Annotated in this window: 19 protein-coding genes; 7 read left to right on the top strand and 12 right to left on the bottom strand. The window is 74.3% G+C overall.

The window, feature by feature from the left end:
* Positions 1 to 210: 210 nt before the first annotated feature.
* The 3 genes from ACFV4N_RS03700 to ACFV4N_RS03690 form a co-directional block, all read right to left on the bottom strand.
* A complete protein-coding gene (locus tag ACFV4N_RS03700) occupies positions 211 to 807 on the bottom strand; it encodes a response regulator transcription factor (RefSeq protein WP_015805222.1) in 597 nt (198 codons plus the stop codon).
* An 80-nt stretch (positions 808 to 887) separates the two neighbouring features.
* Entirely contained in the window at positions 888 to 1,850 is a 963-nt protein-coding gene (locus ACFV4N_RS03695; protein WP_499670937.1) for a hypothetical protein, read from the bottom strand.
* A gap of 255 nt (positions 1,851 to 2,105) precedes the next feature.
* Positions 2,106 to 2,993 carry a MerR family transcriptional regulator gene (locus ACFV4N_RS03690; RefSeq protein ID WP_499670993.1) on the bottom strand — a complete coding sequence of 296 codons (888 nt, stop codon included), beginning with the start codon at positions 2,991 to 2,993 and terminating at the stop codon, positions 2,106 to 2,108.
* 292 nt (positions 2,994 to 3,285) lie between these two features.
* On the opposite strand from ACFV4N_RS03690, the gene ACFV4N_RS03685 reads away from it, so the two are divergent.
* Positions 3,286 to 3,582 (top strand): WhiB family transcriptional regulator, encoded by a 297-nt coding sequence (locus ACFV4N_RS03685; protein WP_033428626.1) that lies wholly within the window; start codon positions 3,286 to 3,288, stop codon positions 3,580 to 3,582.
* Between the two features lie 307 nt (positions 3,583 to 3,889).
* Here ACFV4N_RS03685 and groL read toward each other — a convergent pair whose 3' ends face one another.
* Both groL and groES read right to left on the bottom strand, forming a co-directional pair.
* Positions 3,890 to 5,515, bottom strand: a complete 1,626-nt coding sequence (gene groL, locus ACFV4N_RS03680) for a chaperonin GroEL (RefSeq protein ID WP_499670936.1) — start codon at positions 5,513 to 5,515, stop codon at positions 3,890 to 3,892.
* Between the two features lie 86 nt (positions 5,516 to 5,601).
* Positions 5,602 to 5,895 (bottom strand): co-chaperone GroES, encoded by a 294-nt coding sequence (gene groES / locus ACFV4N_RS03675; RefSeq protein WP_015105192.1) that lies wholly within the window; start codon positions 5,893 to 5,895, stop codon positions 5,602 to 5,604.
* A 227-nt stretch (positions 5,896 to 6,122) separates the two neighbouring features.
* On the opposite strand from groES, the gene ACFV4N_RS03670 reads away from it, so the two are divergent.
* Positions 6,123 to 7,649: an alkaline phosphatase D family protein gene (locus ACFV4N_RS03670; RefSeq protein WP_499670935.1), complete on the top strand. Its 1,527-nt coding sequence runs from the start codon at positions 6,123 to 6,125 to the stop codon at positions 7,647 to 7,649.
* A gap of 49 nt (positions 7,650 to 7,698) precedes the next feature.
* Here the strand turns inward: ACFV4N_RS03670 and ACFV4N_RS03665 are convergent, their stop codons facing one another.
* Positions 7,699 to 8,574: an NAD(P)-dependent oxidoreductase gene (locus ACFV4N_RS03665; protein ID WP_499670934.1), complete on the bottom strand. Its 876-nt coding sequence runs from the start codon at positions 8,572 to 8,574 to the stop codon at positions 7,699 to 7,701.
* A gap of 96 nt (positions 8,575 to 8,670) precedes the next feature.
* Between ACFV4N_RS03665 and ACFV4N_RS03660 the strand changes: the two genes are divergently transcribed.
* Positions 8,671 to 11,811, top strand: a complete 3,141-nt coding sequence (locus tag ACFV4N_RS03660) for an AfsR/SARP family transcriptional regulator (RefSeq protein ID WP_499670933.1) — start codon at positions 8,671 to 8,673, stop codon at positions 11,809 to 11,811.
* A gap of 62 nt (positions 11,812 to 11,873) precedes the next feature.
* Here ACFV4N_RS03660 and tsaD read toward each other — a convergent pair whose 3' ends face one another.
* Genes tsaD through tsaB form a run of 3 tightly spaced genes read right to left on the bottom strand, consistent with a single transcriptional unit; the run spans position 11,874 to position 14,063 of the window.
* Positions 11,874 to 12,926, bottom strand: a complete 1,053-nt coding sequence (gene tsaD / locus ACFV4N_RS03655) for a tRNA (adenosine(37)-N6)-threonylcarbamoyltransferase complex transferase subunit TsaD (RefSeq protein WP_499670932.1) — start codon at positions 12,924 to 12,926, stop codon at positions 11,874 to 11,876.
* Positions 12,919 to 13,377, bottom strand: a complete 459-nt coding sequence (gene rimI, locus ACFV4N_RS03650; RefSeq protein WP_499670931.1) for a ribosomal protein S18-alanine N-acetyltransferase — start codon at positions 13,375 to 13,377, stop codon at positions 12,919 to 12,921. Before rimI ends, tsaD begins: the two co-directional genes overlap by 8 nt.
* Entirely contained in the window at positions 13,374 to 14,063 is a 690-nt protein-coding gene (tsaB, locus tag ACFV4N_RS03645) for a tRNA (adenosine(37)-N6)-threonylcarbamoyltransferase complex dimerization subunit type 1 TsaB (RefSeq protein ID WP_499670992.1), read from the bottom strand. Before tsaB ends, rimI begins: the two co-directional genes overlap by 4 nt.
* A 70-nt stretch (positions 14,064 to 14,133) precedes the next feature.
* Here tsaB and ACFV4N_RS03640 point away from each other — a divergent pair, with 70 nt between their 5' ends.
* From ACFV4N_RS03640 to ACFV4N_RS03625, 4 genes are read left to right on the top strand one after another with little or no spacing between them, the layout of a single operon-like run.
* Positions 14,134 to 14,505, top strand: coding sequence for a MerR family transcriptional regulator (locus ACFV4N_RS03640; protein WP_499670930.1), 372 nt, complete (start codon positions 14,134 to 14,136; stop codon positions 14,503 to 14,505).
* Positions 14,493 to 14,798 (top strand): thioredoxin family protein, encoded by a 306-nt coding sequence (locus tag ACFV4N_RS03635; RefSeq protein ID WP_499670929.1) that lies wholly within the window; start codon positions 14,493 to 14,495, stop codon positions 14,796 to 14,798. Before ACFV4N_RS03640 ends, ACFV4N_RS03635 begins: the two co-directional genes overlap by 13 nt.
* Before the next feature lie 34 nt (positions 14,799 to 14,832).
* Complete coding sequence (locus ACFV4N_RS03630; protein ID WP_499670928.1) at positions 14,833 to 16,158, top strand: acyl-CoA synthetase; 1,326 nt, start codon at positions 14,833 to 14,835, stop codon at positions 16,156 to 16,158.
* The gene (locus tag ACFV4N_RS03625) at positions 16,155 to 17,423 is read left to right on the top strand and encodes a carboxyl transferase domain-containing protein (protein WP_499670927.1); all 1,269 of its coding nucleotides are present in this window, start codon (positions 16,155 to 16,157) and stop codon (positions 17,421 to 17,423) included. The genes ACFV4N_RS03630 and ACFV4N_RS03625 overlap by 4 nt, the downstream gene beginning before the upstream one ends.
* Here the strand turns inward: ACFV4N_RS03625 and tsaE are convergent.
* From tsaE to alr, 3 genes are read right to left on the bottom strand one after another with little or no spacing between them, the layout of a single operon-like run.
* Positions 17,412 to 17,879, bottom strand: a complete 468-nt coding sequence (gene tsaE, locus ACFV4N_RS03620) for a tRNA (adenosine(37)-N6)-threonylcarbamoyltransferase complex ATPase subunit type 1 TsaE (protein ID WP_499670926.1) — start codon at positions 17,877 to 17,879, stop codon at positions 17,412 to 17,414. The two genes, ACFV4N_RS03625 and tsaE, sit on opposite strands and share 12 nt — an antisense overlap.
* Complete coding sequence (locus ACFV4N_RS03615; protein ID WP_499670925.1) at positions 17,861 to 18,964, bottom strand: alpha/beta fold hydrolase; 1,104 nt, start codon at positions 18,962 to 18,964, stop codon at positions 17,861 to 17,863. The genes tsaE and ACFV4N_RS03615 overlap by 19 nt, the downstream gene beginning before the upstream one ends.
* Positions 18,961 to 20,070, bottom strand: a complete 1,110-nt coding sequence (gene alr, locus ACFV4N_RS03610; protein ID WP_499670924.1) for an alanine racemase — start codon at positions 20,068 to 20,070, stop codon at positions 18,961 to 18,963. Before alr ends, ACFV4N_RS03615 begins: the two co-directional genes overlap by 4 nt.
* Positions 20,071 to 20,087: the final 17 nt, after the last annotated feature.

Raw genomic sequence — 20,087 nt, 5'->3', positions numbered from 1 at the left:
ACAAAGAACAGCACGGGACGGCCGACGTCGCCCGTACCGGTGACGCTTACGGTACCGGTCTTCCGGCCCCGTGTTGCGCAATGGGCGAGAAGAGGCCCGTGACCTGCCGACACGCCGCGGACGGCGAGCCGGCCCGGCGACGGTGACGTCGGCCGGGCCGGCAAGAGGTAAGGAGCGTCGGCGTGAACCGCCTCACCCGTCTCAGCGGGTTCAGGAGACGAGGCCGCGCCGGAAGCCGTGCGCGACGGCCTGCGCGCGGTCGCGCACGCCGAGCTTGCGGAACAGCCGGCGGGCGTGCGTCTTCACCGTGTCCTCCGAGAGGTACAGCTCACGCCCGATCTGCCCGTTGCTCTTGCCCTGGCTCATGCCCCGCAGCACCTGCAGCTCGCGCTCGGTGAGCTGCACGCCCGGGTCGGACGGCTGGCGCGGCGCGGGCACGCTGGTGCTCGCGAGCGTGTGCGCCAGCGCGGCGACCAGCTCGGGGCGCGAGGCGTCCCAGCGGAGGTAGCCGCGGGCGCCGCCGGCGATCGCGGCGGCGATGCTGCCCGCGTCGTCCGGTGCGCCGAAGACGATGACGTTGGCCTGCGGGTTGGCCGAGACGAGTCGCCGGGTCGCTTCGACCCCGGTCGGGACGGCGCGCTGGGTACCAACCAGTACGACGTCGACCGGCTGCCGAGAGAACCGAGCCAACAACTCGTCACCGTGCGCTACGCAGTCGATGCGGCTAACCCCGGGGACAGCCGACATCACACGGGTGAGACCCTCCCGCACACTGCGCCGGTCGTCGCAAATAAGGACCGTGGTCACGGGGACTCCTTCCTGCAGCCGAGTGACGTTCCACATCCCCTATCGGACGCTAGGGGCCGGACCTTGACACGATCCGGTGCTTAATCCGTCAAGAAGTTCGTCTCAGGGTCTGCGTTCGGGGGTTCCCCGGAACGGAGCAGCGCAGTCGGGATCCACGGCGATTGCCGGGCCAGTCGTCGGCTGATCGGATCAGCTCTCCGTAACACGCAGCTCAGAGCGTTTTGGGTTCGTTCCTTCACGTTCTGGCCGACCGCAAAAGTGCGGTTTTCCTGCGCGTTTGCGAGCACGAGCGCCGTCGGCCAGATCAACGAGAAGAGGCCCCGCCGGTCAGTGTGATTTAGATCACACCGGAGGAGATCTAGCCCCCGATCGAGGTCGACGGGCGTCCCGAGGACCACCAGGACGGTCCCCAGCACGAGGTCGGACTTGAGGACGTGCCGCGTCGCGCCCGCCTCCCTCGCGAGCGCCGCGGCCCGTTCGGCGGGCTCGACCGCGCGCTCCGCGTGACCGTCCGCCAACTCGATCTCGGCGGCCACCCACTGGTGGCGCACCCGGCTCCGCCAACCGAGCGCCTCGACCCGCCCGTGCACCCTCCGGGCCTCACCCACCCGTCCGGCGCCCACCGCGTCGGCCGCGAGCCCCAACAACGCGTCCGCGACCGCCCCCGCGACATCCACCCCGTCCGAATCGACCCCCCTCCCCCTCTTCTCTCCCTCCCTCTTCTCTCCCTCCCTCTTCTCCCTACCTCTCTCCTCCCTCCCCCTCTCCTCCTCCGCCAACCCCAACGCCACCGCGTCCAGCTTCCGAGCCGCCGCGTGCCCACCCAGTTGGCGGCGGTGCGAGGCGAGCGTCGAGGCGGCCAACGACCCGAACAGCCCACCGCCCTTGATCAACTCCCTCAGCACGGCAGCCGCCGCCGCGTAGTGCCCCTGCCCACCCAGCACCACCGCCGCCAGCCACCGCTCCTCGACCCCGCCCTCCCGAACGGCCGCCCACACCTCGGCCTCGGGCCGGTCCCCGAACGCAGCACGCCGAACATCCACCCCCTCATCCTCCGCCCCGCGAGCCACACCCCCAACCCCCGCGTGCCATGCCCTCCCCCCTCGCGTGTCATGCCCTCAGCCCCCGCGTGTCATGCCTTCAACCCCCGCGAGTCGTACGCCCAGACCCACCGTGTCGTACGCCCAGACCCACCGTGTCGTACGCCCAGACCCCCCGAGTTCAACGCTCAGAACGCGCGTGTCCTCCACTCAGGCACCGCGTGTCCTCCAGTCCGACACCGCGAACCGACCACCGGGTCAGCAGACGGCGCGTTCCACGGCGTCGGCGGCCGACGCGAGGTCGTCGATCCGCTCCGACGGCTGCGGCACCACGCCGCGCTCCCACCCGGGACCGCCGACGAAGACGCGGACCTGCTGGCGCGTCCGGGGCACCGCGACCACCACACCCGGATCGGCGTACCGCGGCAGCTGGGCCCACAGCACGACGGCGGCCGGCGCCGTCCGCCGAACCGCGGCGACCAGGGCTTCCAGCGGCAGGTCCGCACCCAGCTGACGTGCGCCGATCCCGCGTTGGGCCAGCACCGCCGCCAGCGGGTGGAGGGGCAGGTCGTGGCGCTCCCCCGGCGTGCAGGCCAGCAGCACCGGGCGGTGGTTGCGCGGCTCGGTCACGATCGGCGCGGCCCGGACCATCGCGGCCCGCACGCACTCCTCCAGCAGGCGCGACACCTCCAGGCCGGCGCCCGACTGCTCCCAGCGCGCGGTGACGGCGGCCATCACCGGGCGGATCACCTCGTCCCACGTCGCGACCACGCCGTCCGCCTCGACCGCGTCCGCGAGCAGCGACTGCACCGCCGCCGAGTCCATCGCCAACGCCGCCCGCCCCACGCCCCGGGCCCGCCGGTTGGCCGCGTGGAGACCGAGGCCGCGGCCCCCTGGTGACGGGCGCGAGTCCGGCGACCGGCGTGGCGCGGCGCGAGGGTCGGGCACGGGGGCGGAGAGGGCGTACTTGGCGGCTTCGGCGGACGACGCGCCGCGCAGCAGCGCCTGCTGCATCAGCTCCAGGCGGGCCACGTCGAGCGGCCCGTACTTGCGGTGTCGCCCGGTTGTGTGATCACCAGGTCCGAGGCCATAGCGCCGATCCCAAGTGCGCAGAGTAGCCGGCGCGACCCCCAGCCGACGGGCCACGGCGGCCACCGAGAGCGTCACGGAATGTGCGGGATCACCCTTCGCCCCAACGGTTTCCCGTTCGCCCTCGGGTGAGGTTCCGTCGTGATCGGCGGGGGTCGTCACGCTGACATGCTCCGTTCACCTGTTGTCACGGGCAACTCGTGGTTTGAACCACATCCGATCACCCATCGAATGAATTGACCGCTGTATGTCGTCCACCCCCTTGAACAAGCATTGACGCGGTTCTACGGTGGATCATCGTTAAGCCGAATGGAGCAGTGCACGTCAATGGGCCAAGGAGGCGGTCTCGATGGCGGACACCCGTAGGCTTCCCGGTCCCAACGCCGATCTGTGGGACTGGCAGATGCGCGGCTCGTGCCGCGGGATGGACAGCGCGTTCTTCTTCCACCCGGACGGTGAACGCGGACCGGCGCGGGCCCGACGGGAGGCGCGGGCCAAGGCCGTGTGCCTGTCGTGCCCGGTGCTGGAGATGTGTCGACGTCACGCCCTGGCGGTTCAGGAACCGTACGGGATATGGGGCGGGCTCTCGGAGTCGGAGCGGGACAGCATCATCAAAGCCCGCAAACGGCAACTGACACCCGCTTGACGCACGGCGCGCGGGAGGGGGGGCCCCACGGGGGGGCGCCCCACCGCGTTTTTTGTGGTGCCCCACATGTGGGTTAGCGGTGGCCGGCCGGAGGACACCCCCAGGCCGCCCCGCGGACACGCGGTGCCGGACTGGAGGACACGCGCGTTCCGAGCGTTGAACTCGGGGGGTCTGGGCGTACGACACGGCGGGTCTGGGCGTACGACTCGCGAGGGTTGAAGGCATGACACGCGGGGGGTGGGATGCGGAAGGGGCGGCACCCTGGTGGGTGCCGCCCCTTCCGGGTTGGCGGGTGTGAGCCGGTGGGTCAGTGGCCGTGGCCGTGACCGTGGCCGTGGCCGCCGGCAGCGGCGGGCTCCTCTTCCTTCTTCTCCACGACGGCGCTCTCCGTGGTGAGCACCATGCGGGCGATGGAAGCGGCGTTGGCGACCGCGGAGCGGGTCACCTTGACCGGGTCGATGATCCCGGCCTCCAGCAGGTCGCCGTAGGTCAGGGTGGCGGCGTTGAGGCCGAAGCCCCAGTCCTGCTCGCGCACCTTGTTGACCACGACCGCGCCCTCCAGGCCCGCGTTCGCGGCGATCCAGAACAGGGCCGAGCCGAGCGCCTCGCGCACGATCCCGACGCCCGTCGCCTCGTCACCGGTCAGGTCGAGACCGCCGTCGAGCACCTTGGAGGCGTGCACCAGCGCCGAACCGCCGCCGGGCACGATGCCCTCCTCCACCGCCGCCTTGGTCGCCGCGACGGCGTCCTCGATGCGGTGCTTGCGCTCCTTCAGCTCGGTCTCGGTGGCCGCGCCGACCTTGATCACCGCGATGCCGCCGGACAGCTTCGCCAGCCGCTCCTGGAGCTTCTCGCGGTCCCAGTCGGAGTCGGTGGCCTCGATCTCGCGGCGCAGCTGCTCGGCGCGCCCGGCCACGTCGGCCTTGGTGCCGCCGCCGTCGACGATCGTGGTGTCGTCCTTGGAGACCACGACGCGGCGGGCGCTGCCCAGCACGTCGAGACCGGCCTCGGACAGCTTCAGGCCCACCTCGGACGAGATGACCGTGGCACCCGTGACGACCGCGAGGTCGTCCAGGAACGCCTTGCGGCGGTCGCCGAAGTACGGCGCCTTGACCGCGACCACGCGCAGCGTCTTGCGCAGGGCGTTGACCACCAGGGTGGACAGCGCCTCGCCCTCGACGTCCTCGGCGATGATGACCAGCGGCTTGCCCGCCTCGGCCACCTTCTCCAGGATCGGCAGCAGGTCGGCCAGGGCCGAGATCTTCTCGCGGTGCAGCAGGATGCGGGCGTCCTCGAACACCGCCTCCTGCGCCTCCAGGTCGGTGGCGAAGTGCGCCGAGACGTAGCCCTTGTCGAACTGGACGCCCTCGGTGATCTGCAGCTCGGTGGCCAGCGTCGAGGACTCCTCGACGGTGATCACGCCGTCCTCGCCGACCTTCTCGATCGCCTCGCCGAGCAGGGCGCCGATGGACTCGTCGCGGGACGACACGGTGCCGACCTGCGCGATGTTGTCCCGGCCCTTGACCGGGGTGGCCTTCGCCTTGAGCGCGTCCACGACGGCGTCGGCGGCGGCCTGGATGCCGCGGCCGAGCGAGGTCGGGTTGGCGCCCGCGGCGACGTTGCGCAGACCGACCCGCACCATGGCCTGGGCCAGCACGGTCGCGGTCGTCGTGCCGTCGCCGGCCACGTCGTTGGTCTTGGTGGCCACGCTCTTGGCCAGCTGCGCGCCCAGGTTCTCGAACGCGTCTTCCAGCTCGATCTCGCGGGCGATGGTCACACCGTCGTTCGTGACCGTCGGCCCGCCGAACTTCTTGTCGAGCACCACGTGCCGGCCGCGCGGGCCCAGGGTCACCTTGACCGTGTCCGCCAGCTTGTTCACGCCGCGCTCAAGGGCCCGACGAGCGTCCTCGTCGAAGCTGATCTGCTTGGCCATACCTTCTACGCCTCTCTCAAGTGCGAAAACGCCCCGGGAAGCCCCGGTGATGGGGTCGCCGGGGCGCTTTGCGTGTCAGCCGAGCGTCAGTTGATGACGGCCAGCACGTCGCGGGCGGAGAGGATCAGGTACTCCTCGCCGTTGTACTTGACCTCGGTGCCGCCGTACTTCGAGTAGATGACGACGTCGCCGACAGCCACGTCCACCGGAACGCGGTTGCCCTTGTCGTCGATCCGGCCGGGGCCCACCGCGATGACCTTGCCCTCCTGGGGCTTCTCCTTCGCGGTGTCCGGGATCACGAGGCCGGAAGCGGTCGTGGTCTCGGCCTCGCTGGCCTGGACGACGATCTTGTCCTCGAGCGGCTTGATGTTCACGCTCACCGGGCTGACCTCCACGGTCGTCGAAAGCGTTGGCAGGTTGCGTTTACGGCTCCTGCCACCCCGCCGTCGCGGGGGTCGGGGCGGTTGCTGGTGCCGTGCATCTAGCACTCTACCCACGCGAGTGCCAACGCTTCAACGACCCCCCGGAACGTCCCGCGCGAAGTCGTCCACTCGTGTCACACCGACGTTCACCTGGTCGCCAACATCGTCGGGAACGGTGTCCAGCCATGACCTCGGTGACCCGACGTTCCCTGCTCATCGGCGGTGCGGCCCTCGCGACAGCGGGGGCGGGCCTCGCGACCACGGGTGCGGGCTTCGCGAAGCTCGACGACCCCTTCACCCTCGGCGTCGCCTCCGGTGACCCCAGCTCCGACGGCATGGTGCTGTGGACGCGGCTGGCGCCCAACCCCCTCAACGAGGACGGCCTCGGCGGTATGCCCAACCGGGTCGTCCCGGTGCACTGGGAGCTGGCCGAGGACGAGCGCTTCCGGCGCGTCGTGCGGCGCGGCGTGGAGGTGGCCCGCCCACAGAGCGGGCACAGCGTGCACGTGGAGACGTTCGGCCTGCGGCCCGGCCGCGAGTACTTCTACCGGTTCAAGGTCGGCTCGCACCTCTCCCCCGTCGGCCGCACCCGCACCACCCCCGAGCCGTGGGTGGTCGGGCAGGACCTGACCATGTGCTTCGCGTCGTGCTCGCACTACGGCGAGGGCTACTTCACCGCGTACCGGCGGCTCGCCGAGGACCACCCCGACGTGGTCCTCCACCTGGGCGACTACCAGTACGAGTACGCGGCCAAGGCGGCGGACGTGCGCACCGTGCTCGGCCCGGAGACCCGCACGCTGGCCGACTACCGGCTGCGCCACGCCCAGTACAAGACCGACGAGGACCTCCAGCTGGCGCACTCGGTGGCGCCGTGGGTGGTCGTGTGGGACGACCACGAGGTCGAGAACAACTGGGCCGACGAGGTCCCCGAGCAGCCCGACCCGAACTTCCCCGACCGGCGCGCGGCGGCGTTCCAGGCCTACTACGAGAACATGCCGCTGCGGCGCGGCGCCCGGCCCAACGGCATCGACATGCAGCTCTACCGGCGGGTCCAGTGGGGCGGCCTGGTCAACTTCCACATGCTGGACACCCGCCAGTACCGCGACGACCAGGCGTGCGGCGACGGCTGGAAGACCTGCGCCGAGGCCGGCACCCCCACCCGGACCATCACCGGCGCCGAGCAGGAGCGGTGGCTGCTCGACGGTTTCCGCCGGTCGCGGGCGCGCTGGGACGTGCTCGGCCAGCAGGTGTTCTTCGCCGAGCGCGACCGCAAGGACGGCTCGGAGAAGGAGCTGTCCATGGACTCCTGGGACGGCTACCTCGCGTCCCGCGACCGGGTGACGCGCGGTTGGGTGGACGCGAAGGTCCGCAACGCGGTCGTGCTCACCGGTGACGTGCACGCCGCCTACGCCGCCGACATCAAGGCGGACTGGAACGACCCGGCGTCGCGCACCGTCGGCACCGAGCTGGTGTGCACCTCGGTGACCTCCGGCGGCGACGGCAACGACACCTCCGACCAGGTGCAGCTGCGCAACAACCCGCACATCAAGCTGCACAGCAGGCGGCGCGGCTACGTGCGGACCAAGTTCACCGCGCGCGAGCTGCGGGCCGACTTCCGCTCGCTGCCGTACGTCCGCACGGCCGGGGCGCAGGCCACGACGCTGAAGTCGTTCGTCGTCGAGGACCGCAACCCCGGCCTGAACGAGGTCTAGGCGGTCGGGTGGCGGGTCGGCCGGCCGACCGACCCGCCACCCCGGTGGCTCAGCCGGTCGGCCGGTGGCCCCGGATCACGTTGATCAGCGAGGTCCAGCTGTCCCCGCCGTGCCCCGCCTCCAGGCCGCGGCGGTAGAGCGACTGGACCGCGCCGGGCAGCGCGGTGTCCAGGCCGGCGGCCTCGGTGGCGCCCACGACGTGGTCGGCCGTGGCGCCCATCATGGTGACGTTGGCCTGGTCGCCGGGGTGCTCGTCCGAGTCGATGCTGCGCACGACCTCGTCCAGGTACATGTCCAGCGAGCCGACCAGGTCCTTCAGGTAGGGCGCGAACCGCTCGGCGGTCACACCGGCCGAGCCGACCAGGGCGACGCCGTGCAGGATGCCCGCCAGCGCGGTCAGGAAGATGTCCAGCTGCGCCTGGTAGAACAGCTGGGCCAGGGTGTGGTCCTCGCCCAGGTACTCCGGCCTGCCGATGACCGCCAGGGTCTCCCGGTGGCGGTCGAACACCTCGCGCGGGCCGCTGTGGAACACGTACGCGCTCGGGTCGCCGACCAGCTCCGCCGGCACCATCACACCGCCGACGACCAGCTCGGCGCCCTGCTCGGCCAGCCACGCGGCGGCCTTGAGGGTCTTGTCCGGCGTGTCGGAGCTGAGGTTGACCACGACGCGACCGGCCAGGTCCGCGCCCCCCAGCACGGCGTACATCGCCTCGTAGTCGGTCAGGCTCAGGATCACGAGCCGGTTGGCCGCGACGGCCTCGGCGGCGGTCGCGGCGCGGGTCGCGCCCCTGGCCACCACGCCGTCGGCGCGGCTCGCGGTGCGGTTCCACACGGTGACCGGGTGGCCCTCGTCCAGGAACCGGTTGACCATCGCCTGCCCCATGGGGCCGAGGCCGATGAAGGTCAACGGGGTCTTGCTGCTCATGTGCGCTCACTCCTCGTCCGGGTGATCACCACGGTGCCCGCCCGCGCGCACGAAACCCTGGGGGTTCGCTGGGGGTCGTTGGCTACGGTGCCCCTCGTGCGGTTCGGGGTGTTGGGGGCGCTGGCGGTGTGGGCGCCGGCGGGTGAGCCGGTGCGGGTGCCGGAGGCCAAGGTGCGGCTGCTGCTGGCCGACCTGCTGGCGCACGAGGGGCGGCCGGTGTCGGTGGACCGGCTGGTGTTCGACCTGTGGGGCGACCGGCCGCCCGGGAGCCCGGTGAACACGCTCCAGACGAAGGTCTCCCAGCTCCGGCGGCTGCTGGGGCCGCTGGTCGTGCGCGAGCCGGCCGGGTACGCGGTGCGGGTGGACGCCGGCTCGCTGGACCTGCTGCGGTTCCGGGAGCTGGCGGCGGCCGGGCGGTTCGCGGAGGCGCTGGCGCTGTGGCGCGGTGAGCCGCTGGCCGAGTTCGCGGACGCGCCCTTCCGGGCGGGGCTGGTGGCCCGGTGGGAGGAGGAGCGGCTGGCGGTGGTGGAGCGGCTCGCCGAAATCGGGGCGGCGGGCGTCGGGCCGGTGGAGGTCGGGGCGGCGGGGGTCGACCTGGCGGCGGAGGTGGCGCGGTACCCGCTGCGGGAGCGGCTGCGCGGTGCGCACATGCGGGCGCTGTACCGGGCCGGGCGGCAGGCGGAGGCGCTGGAGAGCTACGCCGGGCTGCGGCGGTTGCTGGCGGAGGAACGCGGGTTGGAGCCGGGGCCCGAGCTGGCCGCGCTGCACCTGGCGATCCTGAACCAGGACCCGGCGCTGAACCAGGACCCGGCGCCGAACAGGGACCAGGCAGTCGGCCAGGGCCCGGTGCCGCTCACCGGCTTGCCCGGGTCGGGGGGCGGGGAGCCGGGGACGGGGCGCGGTCAGGTGCTCGCCGCGCCGCCCGCGTCCAACCTGCCCGTGGCGGTCACCGCCCTGGTCGGGCGGGACGAGGCGGTCCGGGAGCTGCGGGACCTGGTCGGCCGGGCGCGGCTGGTCACCCTCACCGGGCCCGGCGGGGTGGGCAAGACCAGCCTGGCCGTCGAGGTCGCGCGCGGGGTGGTGGCGGACGAGGTCTGGCTGGTCGAGCTGGCCGGCGCCGGTGACGGCGAGCAGGTGGTCGCGGCGGTCGCCGCCGTGCTGGGGGTCCGGGACGACGGCGACCGCCGGTTCGGCGACCCGGTCGACCGGGTCGTGGACGCGCTGCGGAACCGGGACGCGCTGCTCGTGCTGGACAACTGCGAGCGGTTGGTCGAGCCGGTGGCCGGGCTGGTGTCGCGGCTGCTGCGGACCGCGCCCCGGCTGCGGGTGCTGGCCACCAGCCAGGAGCCGCTGAACCTGGCCTTCGAGACCGTCTGGGCCGTCCCGCCGCTGGACGTGCCGAGCGCGGTCGAGCTGTTCGCGGCCCGGGCCGCCGCCGCCGCGCCCGGGTTCGCCCTCACCGAGGGGAACGCGCCGGTCGTGGCGGCCCTCTGCCGCCGGCTCGACGGGCTGCCGCTGGCGCTGGAGCTGGCCGCCACGCGGGTGCGCGGCCTGGGCCTCACCACCCTGCTCGACCGGCTGCGCGACCGGTTCCGGGTCCTGGCGGCCGGCCACCGGGACGCGCCCGCCAGGCACCGCACCCTGCGCGCCGTGATCGACTGGAGCTGGGACCTGCTCGACGACGCGGAGCGGGCGGTGCTGCGCCGGCTGTCCGCGCACGTCGACGGGTGCGCGTTGGACGCCGCCGAGGCCGTGTGCGCGGGTGACGGGGTCGCGGACGTGCCGGCCGCGCTGACCCGCCTGGTCGACCGGTCGCTGGTGGTCGCGCCCGAGCACATCGGCGTCCCCCGGTTCCGGCTGCTGGAGTCGGTGGCCGACTACGGCCGGGAGCGGCTGCGCGACGCGGGCGAGCTGGACGCCGTCCGCCTCCGGCACGCCGCGTTCTACCTCGACCTCGCCGAACGGGCCGACGCCGGCCTGCGCGGACCCGACCAGCTCGCGTGGCTGGACCGGCTCGACGCCGACGCGGCGAACCTGCGGGCCGCGTTCGAGGTGCTGGACGACGCGGGCTCGGCCCGGCTGGCGCGGGCGCTGACCTGGCACTGGTTCCTGCGCGGGCACCTGCGGGAGGCGCGCAGGCTGCTGACCGGCGACGACCCCGAAACGGTCGCCTGGCGCTCCGGGCTCGGGGTGCTCGCCGGCGAGGCGGTCGAGCCGGGCGCGGTGGAGGGCACCGCGCGGATCCGGGACCCGCTGCGGCGCGCGCGGGCGCGGTGGTTCCTCGGGTACGTGCTGGGCACGGCCGGGGACATGCACGGCGCCGAGCCGCTGACCGGGCAGGCCCTGGCGGCGTTCGAGGAGCTGGGCGACCGGTGGGGCGTGGCCGCCGCGCACGCCGACCTGGTGAGCCTGGTGCTGGCGCGTGGGCTGGTCGGACCGGCCCGGGAGTCGGCCGCGCGGTCCGCCGGCCTGTTCACCGAGCTGGGTGACCGGTGGGGGCTGCTGAAGTCGTCGTTCGGGCTGGGGATGCTCGCGGAGCTGGACGGCGACTACGCGCGTGCCGCCGCCGTGCACCAGGAGGGCCTGCGGGTGGCCGAGGAGCTGCGGTCATGGCCGGAGGTGTCGTACAAGCTGTCCTGGCTGGGGCGGGTCGCGCTGCTGGAGGGCGACCTCGCGGCAGCGCGCGACCTGCACGAAGGGGCGCGGCGGATCGCGGCGGAGCAGGGTTTCTCACCGGGCGAGGCGTACGCGGAGACGGGGTTGGCGCTGGGCGCGCGGCGGGAGGGCCTGCTGGACGAGGCCGAGGAGCGCTTGCGGCGCGTCCTGGCGTGGCACCGGCGGGTCGGTGGTGACCTGGCCTCCACGCTGGTGCTGGCCGAGCTGGGGTTCGTGGCGGAGCTGCGCGGGGACGCGGCGCGGGCGCTGGACCTCCAGGCGCGGGGTTTGGAGCTGGCCAGGCGGTCCGGCGACCCGCGGGCGGTCGCGCTGGGGCTGGAGGGCCTGGCCGGGGCGCGGGCGGTGGCGGGCGAACCGGCGGAGGCGGCCCGGCTGCTCGGCGCGGCGAGCGCGGCGCGCGACTCGGTCGGCGTGCCGCTGCCCGCGGCCGAGCGCGGTGACGTGGACCGGATCGCCGCCGCCGCCCGGGCCGCGCTGGGCCCGGACGGGTTCGCGGCGGCGTTCGACGCGGGGTACGCGGGCCGCCCCGGCGAAGCCGTGACCTCCCGCGCGGAGCCGTGACCTCCCGGGCGGACGGCGCGGTGGACGCCGCCCGGAAGAGAACCCGACCCGGAGGACCCGGCCTAGAGGACCTGGATCGTGCCGACGGGCAGGCCGGGCGTGGTGGACAGGTCCATCGGGGACGGCTTGGCCCCCGCCGCGACCAGGTGCGCGCCCAGCGCCGCGATCATCGCGCCGTTGTCCGTGCACAGCCGGGGCCGCGGCACGCGCAGCTCGATGCCCGCCTCGGCGCACCGCTCGGCGGCCAGGCCGGACAGCCGCGAGTTGGCCGCCACGCCACCGGAGATCACCAGGGTGTCCACGCCGAGGTCCTTGCACGCCCGGATCGCCTTGGCGGTCAGCACGTCCGCCACGGCCTCCTGGAACGACGCGGCCACGTCGGCCAGCGGGATCTCCTCGCCCGCCCGCTCCTGCCGCTCCACCCACCGGGCGACGGAGGTCTTCAGGCCGGAGAACGAGAAGTCGTACTTGGCGTCCCGGGGCCCGGTCAGGCCGCGCGGGAACGCGATCGCGCACCCGTTGCCCTGCTTGGCGAGCCTGTCGATGGGCGGACCCCCCGGGTAGGGCAGGTCGAGCAGCCGGGCGACCTTGTCGTACGCCTCGCCCGCCGCGTCGTCCACGGTGGACCCCAGCTCGGTGATCCGCTCGGCCAGGCCCTCGACCAGCAGCAGCTGCGAGTGGCCGCCGGACACCAGCAGCGCCACGCACCGCGCCGGCAGCGGGCCGTGCTGGAGGGTGTCCGCGGCGACGTGCCCGGCCAGGTGGTTGACGCCGTAGAGCGGCTTGTCCAGCGCCGCCGCGTAGGCCTTGGCCGCCGACACGCCGACCAGCAGCGCGCCCGCGAGGCCCGGACCCGCGGTGACCGCGATCGAGTGCACGTCGCGCAGCTCGACGCCCGCCTTCTCCACGGCCCGGCGCATGGTCGGGACCATGGCCTCCAGGTGGGCGCGCGAGGCGACCTCGGGCACGACGCCGCCGAAGCGGGCGTGCTCCTCGACGCTGGAGGCGACCTCGTCGGCGAGCAGTTCCATCGCCCCGTCCGGCCCGAGCCGGACGATGCCGACGCCGGTCTCGTCGCACGAGCTCTCGATACCGAGGATGAGCCGGTCAGTCACGGTTGGCGGGCCTTCCCATCGTGTACGCGTCGGCACCCGACGGCTGGTAGTAGCGGCGGCGCACGCCCAGGTGCTCGAAGCCGTGCGCCAGGTAGAGGTTGATCGCGGGCACGTTGTCCGTGCGGACCTCCAGGAACACCGGCAGCCCGGCCTCGTCGGCCTTGGCCAGCAGGGTGCGCAGCAGGGTCTTGCCGACGCCGCCGCCCTGGAAGCCCTTGTCCACGGCGAGCGTGTGCACGCTGGACTCGAAGTCGGTCAGGCCCAGGCCCGCGTAGCCGATCAGCTGCCCGTCGGAGTAGGCGCCGACGTAGAAGTTGCCGTTGTCCAGCTCGCTGTGGAAGGCCTGCTCGCTCCACGGGTCGTCGCCGGGGAACAGCTCCCGCTCGATCTCCGCGCACCGGGCGGCGTCCTCGTGCCGCAGCGGCGCGGTGGTGACGGTGCGGGCGCTCACGCCTTCGTCACCCGCTTGCGGCCGACCGGCTCGACCGCGTCGGGTCGGCGCAGGTAGAGCGGGGTGAGCGCGGCCGGGCGGGCGCCCGCGAGGAGCTCCTCGGCCGCCGCGGCGACCAGGGACGCGGGCGACGGGTAGCGGGCGCCGACCACCGGCAGGCCCAGCACGTCGGCGTACAGCTCGGCGCCCTCGCCCGTCGCGACGGCCACCGCGGGCAGCTTCGGCAGCACGTCGGCGGGCCGGTCCACGTGCGGGCCGTCGGTGCGGCGGCCGGCGGCGTCGTAGGCGGCCCAGTAGACCTCCTTGCGGCGCGCGTCCGTGGCCACGAGCAGCGGTTTGCCGGCTGTGGTGCCCAGCGCCAGGGCGTCCAGGGCGATGGCGTCCGGGGTCGGCACCGGGTAGACGGGCCGGTTGAGGGCCTGGCCGAGGGCGGCGGCGGTGACCAGGCCGACGCGCAGGCCGGTGAACGGGCCGGGGCCCGAGCCGCACACGATCGCGTCGAGGTCGGCCAACGACCTGCCCGCCTCCGCCAGCGCCTCCTGGAGGTGCGGGGTCAGCAGCTCGCCGTGCGCCTTCGGGTTCACCGTCACCCGCTGGGCGAGCGGGCGCGGTGCGCTGTCGGCGGTCAGTTCGACGACACCGGCGGTGACAGCGGGGGTGGCGGTGTCCAAGGCGAGCACGAGCACAACGAACAAGGATAGAGGTGAAGGGGGCCACACTTGCCTTGACGTCCACGTCAAGTCGGAGGATCGGCACGTGCGCATCGGTGAACTGGCGCGGCGAGGTGGCACCACCACCCGGGCGCTGCGCTACTACGAGTCCCTGGGCCTGCTGTCCGCGCGGCGGGACGCCCAGGGCCGGCGGGAGTACGACGAGGCCGACCTGCGGCTGGTGCGGGAGATCCGCTCGCTCACCGGCATCGGGTTCGCGCTGGAGGACACCCGCCCGTTCGTGCAGTGCCTGCGCGACGGCCACGAGAGCGGGGACGCGTGCCCGGCCTCGGTGGCCGTGTACCGGCGCAAGCTGGCTGAGCTGGACGAGTACGTCGCCAGGCTGACCGAGGCCCGGGACCGGGTGCGCGCGCAACTGGAGGAAGCCGAGCAGAGGAGCAGGCCGTGCGGGCGTTGACCGACGAGACGTTCACCGAGGCGGTGAGCACCGGGACGGTGCTGGTGGAGTTCCGGGCCGACTGGTGCCCGCCGTGCCGGATGCTGGAGCCGGTGCTGGCCGAGATCGACCGCGAGCTGGACGGGCTGGTGGTGGCGAAGCTCGACACGGACGCCAACCCGAGGACCGCCCGGGACCAGCGGATCATGTCCGCGCCGACGCTCCAGCTCTACAAGGACGGCGAGCTGGTCGCGGAGACCGTGGGCGCGCGGCCGAAGATGCAGCTGATGGCGTGGCTCGAACCACATCTGTGATGCGCGTGACGGTGGGGCCGGCCAAGGTAAAGGGATGCTGCTGCCCGCGCTGGCCTCGCCGTCGCCCAAGACCGCCCTGCGCTTCCCCGAGCGGGAGCTGACCTACGAGCAGTTGGCCGACGAAGCCCGTCGGGTGGCGTACGGGCTCAGGGGTCGCAAGCGCATCGCCGTGTGGGCCCGGTCCACGCCCGAGACCTGCGTGGCGATCGTGGGCGCGCTGCTGGCCGGGGTGCCGGTCGTGCCGCTCAACCCGAAGATCGGCGAGCGGGAGCTCGCCCACGTCCTGGGCGACAGCGAGCCCGACCTCGTGATCGACGACGAGCTGCCGTCCGGCCCGGCGGTCGACCTGCCCGAGCCGGACGGCGAGGCGCCCGCCCTGATCGTCTACACCAGCGGCACCACCGGGCCGCCCAAGGGCGTGGTCCTCCCCCGCCGCGCGCTGGCGTCCAACCTGGACGCGGTGGCCGAGGCGTGGGCCTGGACCGGGGACGACGTGGTCGTGCACGGCCTGCCGCTGTTCCACGTGCACGGGCTGGGGCTGGGGGTGCTCGGCGTGCTGCGGCGCGGCGGGACCGTGCACCACCTGGGGACCTTCACGGTGGCCGGTGCCGCGGCGGCGCTGGAGGCCGGCGGCACGGTCATGTTCGGCGTGCCCACCATGTACCACCGGGTCGTGAACGAGCCCGAGCACGCGGGGGCGTTCCGGCGCGCCCGGCTGCTGGTGTCCGGCTCGGCGCCGCTGCCCGCGGCGGTGCACCAGCGGGTCGAGGAGCTGACCGGCCTGCGCGTGGTCGAGCGCTACGGGATGACCGAGACGCTGATGATCACCAGCGTCCGCGCGGACGGCGACCGGCGGCCCGGCACGGTCGGCCTGCCGCTGCCCGGCGTGGAGGTGCGGGTCGTCGGGGACGAGCCGGGCGAGGTGGAGGTGCGCGGCCCGAACCTGTTCCTGGAGTACCTGAACCGCCCGGACGCCACCCGGGACGCCTTCCGCGACGGCTGGTTCCGCACCGGCGACCTGGCCGTGGTCGAGCCGGACGGCTACCTGCGGCTCGTCGGCCGCCGCGCCACCGACCTGATCAAGAGCGGCGGCTACAAGATCGGCGCGGGCGAGATCGAGAACGCGCTGCTGGAGCACCCGGCCGTGGCCGAGGTCGCGGTGACCGGCGAGCCCGACGACGACCTGGGCGAGCGGGTCGTGGCGTGGGTGGTGGCCCGGGGCGAGCCGGCCGCGCCGGAGGAGCTGGCCGACCACGTGGCGCGCCTGCTCGCGCCGCACAAGCGCCCGCGCGCGGTCCGCTACCTGGACGAGCTGCCTCGCAACGACATGGGCAAGGTCCTCAAGCGGGAACTGCGGTGACACCGCCCCGCCCGGACCTCCCGCGCCCGAACCCCCTGGGTTGGCCCGGCTACGAGGCCCAGCTGGCGCGGGCCCGGGCGCGGACCGGCGGCGCCGAGTCCGTGTCCTGGGCGCGGTCCCGGCGGGCCGTGGTGATCACCTTCGACTTCCGGTTCCTGGGCGGCTCGGTGGGCACGGCGACCGGCGCGCTGATCGAGGAGGCGTTCACCGAGGCGCGGTCGGCGCGCCTGCCGGTGGTGTCGCGGATCGCCACCGGCGGCAGCCGGCTGCAGGAGGGGATGCTGTCGCTGCGGCAGCTCCAGCGGGTGGCCCGGCTGTGCGCCCGGCACCGGGAGGCCGGGCTGCCGCACGTGTCCGTGCTGGGCGACCCCACCACCGGCGGCCTGTGGGCGTCGCTGGGCGCGGGCGCGGACTACGTCGTCGCGGTGGCGGGCGCGCAGGTCGGGTTCGCGGGCAGCAGGGTGCGGCCCGCCGACGACCCCGCCTACACCGCCGAGGGCCAGTTCGCGGCGGGCTCCGCCGACGTCGTGGTGCCCGGGGAGGAGGTCGGAGCGACCGTCCGGGCCGTCCTGGACCTGCTGACCCGCGGTGACGCGGCGCCCGCCGAGGTGCCGCGGGCCCTGGGCGCGCGCGACCTGCCGGTGTCCGGGTGGGACGCGGTGCTGCGGGCCCGCGCCCCGGGACGCCCGCGCGCCCGCGCCTACCTGGACGACTACTTCGACCACCGGGTGCCGGTCAGCGGCGACCGCGCGGGCGGCGTGGACCCCGGCGTGCTGTGCGGCATCGGCTCGCGGGGCGGGCGGTCCATCGCGTTCGCGGCGCAGACCGGCACGCCCACCACCCCGGCCGGGTTCCGCACCGCGACCCGCCTGGTCCGGCTGGCCGAGCGGTTCGCGCTGCCCGTGCTGACCCTGGTCGACACGCCCGGCGCGGCCAACGACGCGGCGGCCGAGCGGGCGGGGGTCGGGCCGGCCATCGCCGAGCTGTTCGCGACCGTGGCGCGGGCCCGCGTGCCGATCACCACCCTGGTCGTCGGCGAGGGCGGGTCCGGCGGCGCGCTGGCGCTGTCGTCGCCCGAGCACACGTGGATCGCGCCGGACGCCTTCTTCTCGGTGATCGCGCCCGAGTCGGCCGCCGCCGTCCTCAAGCGGTCGGACGTACCCGAGCTGGCCGACGACCTGCGGTTGCGGCCGCAGGACCTGGTCGAGCTGGGCGTGGTGCGCGGTATCGCGGAACCGGCGCCGGACGAGGACTCAGACCGGTAGCTCGCGGTCGGCCCACGCGCCGTGCGGGTGCAGGCTCGCGACCCGGACGTCGTCGTCCCGCCGCTCCAGGGTGATCAGCAGGTGGTCGGCGCTGAGCCGCTCGGCGACGCCCTCGCCCCACTCCACGGCCACCACCGCGTCCACCAGGTCGGTGTCGAGGTCCAGGTCGTCCAGCTCGTCGAGGTGCCCGCCGAGCCGGTAGGCGTCGACGTGCACCAGCGGCACGCCCCGGCCGCCCGGCGCGGGGTCGTGCACTCGCGCGATCACGAACGTCGGCGAGCTGACCCGGCCGGTCACGCCCAGACCCGCGGCCAGGCCGCGGACCAGCGCCGTCTTGCCCGCGCCCAGCGGCCCCGACAGCAGCACGAGGTCGCCGCCCCGCACCAGGCCACCCAGTCTGCGCCCGAACTCCTCGGTGTCCGCCACCTCGGGGAGCGTCACGCTCGTCGCCACCACGACCGCCTGCTTTCCGACCGTTCGGCGGCGCTGCGCCGAACCAGACCGACCAGGTGCCCGGTGACGAGGTCGGCCTGTTCCAACATGAGCATGTGGCCCGCGCCGGGCACGCGGACCAGTTCGCCGTGCGGCATCTCCTCGGCCATCCGCTCGGCGTGCGAGAACGGCGTCAGCTTGTCCGCGTCGCCGCTGATCACCAGCACCTCGCAGTGCCGCAGGCCGGCCAGCGCCTTGTAGCGGTTGTGCGTGCCCAGGGTCTCCAGGAACTCGGTGAGCACCCGCACCGGCACGCCGTTGATCATCTTCGCCATCAGGTCGACCAGCGACGGGCTGACGTGGTGGTCGCCGAACGCCAGCACCCGGATGCCGCTCCAGGTCAGCGTGGACGCCCGGCCGCGGACCCACTCGACCAGGCCGGGCTGGAGGCCGGCGATCCTGCCGACGCCCAGCGTCACCGGGTTGTACCGGGACAGCACCGACTTGGGCAGGCCCGCGCCGCCGACCGCGCCCGCCGCCGTGCCGACCAGCGCGACGCCGCGCACCCGGTCGGCGAACAGCTCGGGCCGCTGCTCGGCCAGCGCCATGATCGTCATGCCGCCCATGGAGTGCCCGACGAGCACCAGCGGGCCGTCGGGCGCGGTCACCCGGATCACCGCGTCGAGGTCGCGGGCGCACTGGTCGATGGTGCTGGAACCGGCGGGCGCGCGCCCCGAGCGGCCGTGGCTGCGCTGGTCGTAGAGGACCTGGCGGACGCGCGGCCCGGTCAGCGCCGCGAGGTCCCGGCGCTGGAAGTGCCAGCAGCGGCGGTCCAGGGCGAAGCCGTGCACGAGGACGACGGTCAGCTCCGGCGCGCCGCCGTCGTCCGGTTCGACCTCCTGCACCGACAGCGGCACGCCGTCGTCGGCGTCCACGGTGGACTCGCGGGTCGGGGGCAGCTCGCCCAGCGGCTCGTCGGCCAGCGGGTCGGCGGCGAGCCGGTCGTGCGAGACCTTCTTCTGGTTCGCGGCCACGCCCACCGCCACGCCGGTCGCCGCGGCCCCGAGCACGCCGCCCACCCACCCGGCGGCCTTCCACAGGGTGTTCACCGCCGCCCCCGGTAGGCGCGGGCGACCCGCGGCCGGTACATGCCGGTGACGATCTCGTAGTCGATGGTGCCGGTGGTGTCGGCCCACTCGCGGGCGGTCGGCTCGCCGTGCGCGCCCGACCCGAACAGCACCACCTCGTCGCCCTCGGTCACCGGGTCGTCGCCGCAGTCGACCACGACCTGGTCCATGCAGACGCGGCCGACGACCGGGTGCCTGCGGCCGTTCAGCCACACGTGCATCCGGTTGGACAGGGCGCGCGGCACGCCGTCGGCGTACCCGACGGGCACCAGGGCCAGGGTCGTGTCGGACTTGGCGGTCCAGGTCAGGCCGTAAGACACCGACTCGCCGGCCGGGACGCGCTTGGCGAGCGCGACCACCGAGCGGAACGTCATCACCGGGCGCAGGTCGGCCGGGACCGGCACCGGGTTGAGGCCGTAGATCGCGATACCCGGCCGGACCAGGTCGAAGTGCAGGTCGGGGCGGGTGAGCAGGGCGGCGGAGTTGGCCAGGTGGCGCCGCGGGTCGAGCCCGGCGGCCCGCGCCTCGCGGAAGGCGTCGTCGAAGCGCCCGGCCTGGGCGTCCGTGCCCGGGTGGCCCGGCTCGTCGGCCACGGCCAGGTGCGACCAGATCGCGTGGACCTCGACGTTCGGGGTGCGCGCGGCCCGCTCGACCAGCTCGGGCCAGTCGGCGGGCGGGCAGCCGTTGCGGGACAGCCCGGTGTCGATCTTCAGGTGGACGCGGGCGGTGCGGCCGGCCCGGCTCGCGGCGGCGGAGATCTCGTCGAGCTGCCGCACCGAGGACGCGGACAGGTCGACGCCCTGCTCGACGCCGGGCGCGTAGTCCGTGCCGGGCGGGTCGAGCCAGGCCAGGACCGGCGCGGTCAGGCCGTTCGCGCGCAGGTGGAGGGCCTCGGGGAGCGAGCACGAGCCGAGCCACGTGGCGCCCGCCTCCAGCGCGGCGCGGGCGACCTCCACGGCGCCGTGGCCGTACCCGTCGGCCTTCACCACCGCCATCGTGTCGGCGGCGGGCGCGAGGGCGTCGAGGTGGGCGACGTTGTGCCGGAGGTGGTCGAGGTCGATCACGACCTCAGCGCGAGGAGCAGCCATGACGCCGTTCATGGTGT

It is taken from the genome of Actinosynnema sp. NPDC059797, assembly GCF_042732085.1.
Classification (GTDB): domain Bacteria; phylum Actinomycetota; class Actinomycetes; order Mycobacteriales; family Pseudonocardiaceae; genus Actinosynnema.
This window is presented reverse-complemented; position numbering and strand designations above follow the sequence as displayed.